At 42.1% G+C, this 5,081-nt stretch carries 1 protein-coding gene; it reads left to right on the forward strand.

Features of this window, described 5'->3' with window-relative positions; all coding sequences use genetic code 11:
• Window positions 1-63 precede the first annotated feature (63 nt).
• Window positions 64-4,923: an AAA family ATPase gene (locus tag H6S82_RS17645; RefSeq protein WP_191056487.1), complete on the forward strand. Its 4,860-nt coding sequence runs from the start codon at window positions 64-66 to the stop codon at window positions 4,921-4,923.
• The last annotated feature ends 158 nt before the right edge of the window (window positions 4,924-5,081 follow it).

The raw sequence follows: 5,081 nt of genomic DNA on the forward strand, positions 1-5,081 counted from the left end.
CTCTTTGGGTATCACATTCTACGAGCTGCTGACCGGACAGTTACTTTTACTACCACCGACCCAATGGAGTTAGTATACTGTCACATTGCCAAGCTTCCCCCTTCGGTACACAGTATTAACCCGGAAATTCCCCAAGTTATTTCTGATATCATTGAAAAACTGATGGCGAAGATGGCGGAAGACCGGTATCAGAGTGCCTTGGGGTTGAAGCACGACCTAGAAACCTGCCAGCGAGACTGGGAAAATTCTGGGAAGATTGCCAATTTTGCGTTAGGTGCGCGGGATATTTCCGATCGCTTTCTCATCCCCGAAAAACTCTACGGCAGAGAAAAAGAAGTCGCTACCCTACTGGCGGCGTTCGATCGCGTAGCGTATCCGCAGGAAAATCGAGTCAGCAAAGAAGAATTTAACCCCCAATCCCAAATCCCAAATCCCAAATCCCAAATCGAAATAATCTTAGTGACAGGTTATTCAGGAATTGGGAAAACCGCCGTCGTCAACGAAGTCCACAAACCCATTGTGCGGCAACGCGGCTGTTTTATTAGAGGAAAATTCGACCAATTCCAGCGCAACATTCCTTTTTATGCGATCGCGCAAGCTTTGCGCGACTTGATAAGTCAATTGCACAGCGAAACCCCTCAACAAATAGAACAGTGGAAAGTAAAAATTCTCGATGCAGTCGGAGAAAACGGACAGGTAATTATTGATGTTGTTCCCGAATTAGAACGACTGATAGGTGTACAGCCACCAGTGCCGGAATTAGAACCAAGTGCTGCTCTAAATCGGTTTAACTTGGTGTTTTTAAAGTTTATGCGCGTATTTAGCAGTCCTTCTCATCCTCTGGTAATATTTTTGGATGATTTGCAGTGGGCAGACTCTGCTTCTTTAAAGTTAATCGAATTGTTGATGAGCGAAACCGATATGCGCTATTTGTTGCTGATCGGTGCTTATCGAGATAACGAAGTTTTGAACGGGCATCCTTTGATGCTGACCTTAGAGGAACTTCGCAAAAAAGAGGTAACCGTTAATACAATTACCCTCGCACCTTTAAATTCAAACAACTTAAATCGTCTGATTGCCGACACGCTCATCTGTCCGCCAGAAATTGCCCTGCCGCTTACCCAACAGGTTTATACAAAAACTAAGGGAAATCCCTTTTTTAGCAATCAATTTCTCAAAGCTTTATATGAAGATGGATTGATTAATTTTAATTTTGAAGCGAGGTATTGGCAATGCGATCTCGCTCAAGTTAAGGCGCAGTGTTTGACAGATGATGTGGTGGAGTTTATGGCGCTTCAGTTACAGAAGTTGCCGGCAAATACTCAGGAAGTGCTGAAACTGGCTGCCTGTATTGGCAACTCTTTTGATTTAAACACTCTTGCTATTGTATACGAGAAGTCGCCCGCAGAAACGGCAGCCGATCTGTGGAAAGCGCTGCAAGAAGGATTGGTTATACCCAAAAGCGAAATTTACAAATTTTTTCATTCAAGCGATCGCAATTTATTGTCAACAGCCAATGAGTCAGAATCTGAGCAATTACAGATTGCCAATTATGAATTAGCTACTTACAAATTTTTGCACGATCGCGTCCAGCAAGCAGCTTATTTTCTAATTCCAGAAGAGCGAAAAAAAGCTACGCATTTAAAAATCGGGCAACTGCTGCTTAGCAATACACCTGTAGAGCGACAAGAAGAGAATATTTTAGATATTGTCAATCAGTTAAATTATGGAGCCGCGTTAATTAGCGCTCCAGCCGAACGCAGTCAATTAGCGCAACTGAATCTGATTGCCGGACGCAAAGTAAAAGCTTCAACCGCTTACACTGCTGCACTCAGATACTTAACCACCGGCATGAAATTGCTGCCAAAAGATAGCTGGCAAAATCATTACGATCTGACATTAGCTTTGCACGAAGAAGCCGCAGAGGCTGCATACTTGTGCGGCAACTTCGAGCTGATGAATTTGCTATTTGAAGATGTGCTGCAACAAGCTAAAACTTTGCTGGATAAAGTCAAAGTTTATGAAGTTAAACTTCAGGCTTATGCAGCGCAAAAGAAGTTTGTGGAAGCCATAGAAACTGCACTGCCAATTTTAGAGCAGTTAGGTGTAAGTTTTCCTAAATCCCCCAGCCAGTTGGATATTCAATACGCATTAGAATCAACAGCTGCCAATTGGAATAGCAAGCAGATCGAGGATTTAATCAATCTGCCGGACATGACCGAAGCAGATAAAAAAGCCGCGCTACGTTTTTTGGCAAGTATAACAGCAGCTGCTTATATAGCTATTCCTCAATTGTTACCACTGATTGTCTGCGAAGAAATAAATTTATCCATCAAATATGGAAATGCTCCGCTATCAGCATACAGTTATGCTATCTATGGCACAATTCTGTGTGGCGTAGTCGGAAATTTAGAAGCGGGTTATCAATTCGGTCAATTAGCTTTAAAGACGCTGGCGCGGTTCCATGCTAAAGAAATTACAGCTAAAGTATCGATCAATGTAGGTGGAGACATCAAACATTGGCAAGAACATGGACGAGAAACGCTAAAATTTTTGCGATCGGGATATCAAATTGGGTTAGAAACGGGAGATTTAGAATTTGCAGCCTATTGTGGAGTGTATGAATGTTTCAATTCCTACTTAATCGGTGCAGAATTGTCCCAACACGAACAAGAAGTAGCAATCTACAGCCGTGCTTTCAGTCAATTCAAGCAAGAAACGGTATGTATTTGGAGTGCGATTCATCGACAAACTGTATTAAATTTAATGGAGCGATCGGATCGTCCGTCCTGTTTGGTAGGACAAGCTTACAATGAAACGGAATCGTTACCGCAACACGAAAAAGTTAACGATCGCCTTGCGCTGCATATATTATATTTTAATAAACTTACTCTCAGTTATATATTCGGAGAATTTCAACAAGCTTTAGCCAATGCAGAACAAGCGGAAAAGTATTTAGACGGTGTGACGGGAATGCTGGTAATTCCAACATTTTATTTGTACGATTCTTTGGCGCGGATGGCACTTTATAATGATGCTCCGGAATCCGAACAAAAAAATATTTTGTTAAAAGCGATCGCCAATCAAGAAAAAATGGAAAACTGGGCAAATTTTGCTCCCATGAATCATTTGCATAAACTTTATTTAGTCCAAGCCGAACTAAATAGAATTTTGGACAAAAAAATAGAAGCGATGAAAATGTACGATTGCGCCATTGCCGGAGCTAAAGAAAACGGGTATATTCAAGAAGAAGCTCTCGCTGACGAACTGGCAGCAAAGTTTTACCTGGAATGGGGAAAAGCTAAAATTGCCCAAACTTATATGATTGATGCCTACTATGCCTACAGTCGTTGGGGAGCTAAAGCTAAAGTAGAGGATTTGGAAAAACGCTATCCCGAATTACTCACTCCTATTCTGCAACAAGAAAAAATTACTTTCAACCTCCGCGACGCACTCGCGACGCATCCCATAAACAAAACAATCAGTTCTACTAGCAAAACAATTTCAGACGTGTTGGACATCTATTCGGTAATCAAAGCATCTCAAGCGCTATCAGAGGAAATTAATCTCGATAAGTTGCTCTCTAAATTAATGCAAGTATTGATGGAAAATGCTGGTGCCCAAAAAGCTTGTCTCATCTTGACCAAATCAGGGAATTTGGACAGGGAAGCACTTGCCATTTGTAGCAGTGCGAATGGAGGAAGCCAAAGCGAATCCATCATCCAATCGATTCCGATTTATTCCTCCACTGATACTCCCATGAGTATCGTTAATTACGTGCAAAATACTAAAGAAACGCTAGTCATTGATGACGGTGCGAGTGCCGATCGTTTTACTGGCGATCCTTACATAATCGAACATCAACCCAAAAGTATATTGTGTACTCCGCTGCTCAATCAAGGCCACACGATCGCTATACTTTACCTGGAAAATAATCTCACCAAAGCAGCCTTCACGAGCGACAGATTAGAAGTGCTAAAAGTTCTTTGTTCTCAAGCTGCCATTTCCCTAGAAAATGCCAGACTTTATCAGGAATCTCAAAATTATGCCAAACAGTTAGAAGATTCCCTAGAAAAACTGCAAGAAGCCCAAATCCAGATCGTGCAGGGCGAAAAAATGGCAACTCTCGGTCAATTAATGGCAGGGATCGCTCATGAAATCAACAATCCCCTTGGCTTTATTGCCGGCAATATCGACCACGCACTCGAATATACTGAAGACGTGATCGATCACCTATCACTTTATCAGCAACACTACCCCGAACCCGCACCAGAAATTGAGGACGATGCCGAAGACATCGATTTAGAATTTGTACTAGAAGACTTGCCGAAAATGCTTTCTTCCATGAAACAGGGAACCGATCGCATTCGCAATATCAGTAATTCAATGCGGACGTTTTCGCGGTTGGATAACAGTAATAAAATCCGATTTAACATCCACGAAGGCATTGACAGCACACTCGTGATTTTACACCATCGCCTCAAAGCAAAAGACACTCGCCCTGCCGTTGAAGTTGTCAAAAATTATGGTGAATTACCGGAAATTAACTGCTATCCCGGACAACTGAATCAGGTGTTTATGAATATCCTGGGAAATGCGATTGATGCTTTAGACCAAGCAAATAATGGTAAGGCTTATAAAGAAATAGAAAAAAACCCCAACCGGATTACTATTACCACAGAAATCGATCGAGATAACAGTCAAGTCGCGATTCGGATTGCCGATAATGGCGTCGGCATACCACCGGAAGTGAAAGAGCGCGTTTTTGAGCATTTATTTACCACAAAACCAGTCGGTAAAGGTACTGGTTTGGGGTTATCAATTTCGCGTCAAATTGTGGAAAAAGAACACTCCGGCAAGCTAAGTTGTACTTCTTCAATTGGACAGGGTACGGAGTTTGCGATCGTCATCCCGATCGAGTGATATAGGATATAGCTAGGGGAGCGGGGGAGTCAAAAGTCAAAAGTCAAAAGTCAAAAGTCAAAAGTCAAAAGTCAAAAGTCAAAAGTCAAAAGTCAAAAGTCAAAAGTCAAAATTCAAAATTCCTCCCTCTCCCTCTCCCTCTTCCCTAGTCCCTAACC

The sequence above is a fragment of the Planktothrix sp. FACHB-1355 genome (genome assembly GCF_014748295.1).
In the GTDB taxonomy this organism is placed as follows: Bacteria; Cyanobacteriota; Cyanobacteriia; order Cyanobacteriales; family Aerosakkonemataceae; genus Aerosakkonema; species Aerosakkonema funiforme_A.